Origin of the sequence: Streptomyces sp. NPDC001544 (genome assembly GCF_042894285.1) — a bacterium.
Taxonomy (GTDB): Bacteria; Actinomycetota; Actinomycetes; order Streptomycetales; family Streptomycetaceae; genus Streptomyces.
This window is the reverse complement of record NZ_JBIAVN010000039.1, coordinates 1-1,581: the sequence shown is the minus strand read 5'-3', so window position 1 is coordinate 1,581 and position 1,581 is coordinate 1. Positions and strand designations below refer to the sequence as shown.

At 69.9% G+C, this 1,581-nt stretch carries 1 protein-coding gene; it reads right to left on the bottom strand.

Translation table 11 applies throughout. The annotated features are described in order from the left end of the window. The coding region (locus ACFY0F_RS39090) for an alpha-1,4-glucan--maltose-1-phosphate maltosyltransferase (RefSeq protein WP_388805994.1) at positions 1-1,581 on the bottom strand (1,581 nt) is incomplete at both ends.

Here is a 1,581-nt window from a genome sequence, read left to right as displayed (position 1 = left end):
GCGCCTGATGGTGTTGAGCTGGGTGATCAGGGGTGCGATGGTGCGGCCCTCGCGTTCGGCGGCGGCCCAGTCGCGGGGTTTGAGCTGGTACTTCTCCGAGTCGAGGTATTCCTCGGAGCCTTCACGCAACGGGGTGTTCTCGCACAGTTCGTAGCCGCTGTAGATGCCCCAGGTGGGCGAGAGGGTCGCGGCGAGCACCGCGCGGGCCTCGAAGGCGGGACGGCCGCCGTGCTGGAGGTAGGCGTGCAGGATGTCGGGGGTGTTGGCGAAGAAGTTCGGCCGCATGTAGGAGGCGGCCTCACCGGTCAGCTCGGTCAGGTACTCGGTGAGCTCCTGCTTGGTGTTGCGCCAGGTGAAGTACGTGTAGGACTGCTGGAAACCGATCTGCGCCAGGGTGTGCATCATCGCCGGACGGGTGAAGGCCTCGGCCAGGAAGATCACCCCCGGATCGGTGCGGCCCACCTCGGCGATGACCCGCTCCCAGAACACCACCGGTTTGGTGTGGGGATTGTCCACCCGGAAGATCCGCACCCCGTGCGCCATCCAGTGCTCAAGGACACGGACGGTCTCGGCGACGAGGCCGTCCATGTCGGCGTCGAAGGCGATGGGGTAGATGTCCTGGTACTTCTTCGGCGGGTTCTCCGCGTAGGCGATGGTCCCGTCGGCACGGTGGTGGAACCACTCGGGATGCTTGTGCACCCACGGATGGTCCGGGGAGCACTGCAGGGCGAAGTCGAGAGCGACCTCCAGGCCCAGTCCGGCGGCGTGGGCGACGAAGTGGTCGAAGTCCTCGATCGTGCCCAGATCCGGGTGGATGGCGTCGTGCCCGCCCTCGGCCGAACCGATCGCCCACGGCACACCCACATCCTCGGGGCCGGCGGTGAGGGTGTTGTTACGGCCCTTGCGGAAGGTGTGGCCGATGGGATGGATCGGGGGCAGATAGACGACGTCGAAGCCCATCGCGGCGATCGCGTCCAGCCGGCGGGCGGCCGTGCGGAACGTGCCGTGCGGATGCTCGGGGGTGCCCTCGGAGCGGGGGAAGAACTCGTACCACGAGCCGAACAGGGCCCTCTCGCGCTCCACCAGCAGCCGCAGCGGCTCGGAGGCGGTGACCAGCTCCCGCAGCGGATGACGGGCCACCACCTCGGCCACCTGCGGGTCCAGCGCCGCCGCCAGCCGCCAGGCGGCCGGCCGCTCGTCCGCACGCAACGCCGCCACCGCCTCCAGCACGAGCGCGCGCCCGTCCTCCTCGGGGATGTCGGTGGCCGCCCGCTCGTACAGGCGGGCGCCCTCCTCCAGCACCAGGGCGGTGTCGATGCCCGCGGGCACCTTGATCTGCGCGTGGTGTTGCCAGGTGGCGACCGGGTCGCTCCACGCCTCCACGGTGTAGGTCCACAGGCCGGGCTTGTCGGGGGTGACGTCGGCGCCCCAGCGGTCGGTGCCCGGGGCGAGTTCACGCATCGGCGTGAAGGGCCCCGGGCGGCCCTCGGGGTCCCGCAGCACCACATTCGCGGCCACCGCGTCATGACCCTCACGGAACACGGTCGCGGAAATCTCGAACGTCTCGCCGACGACCGCCTT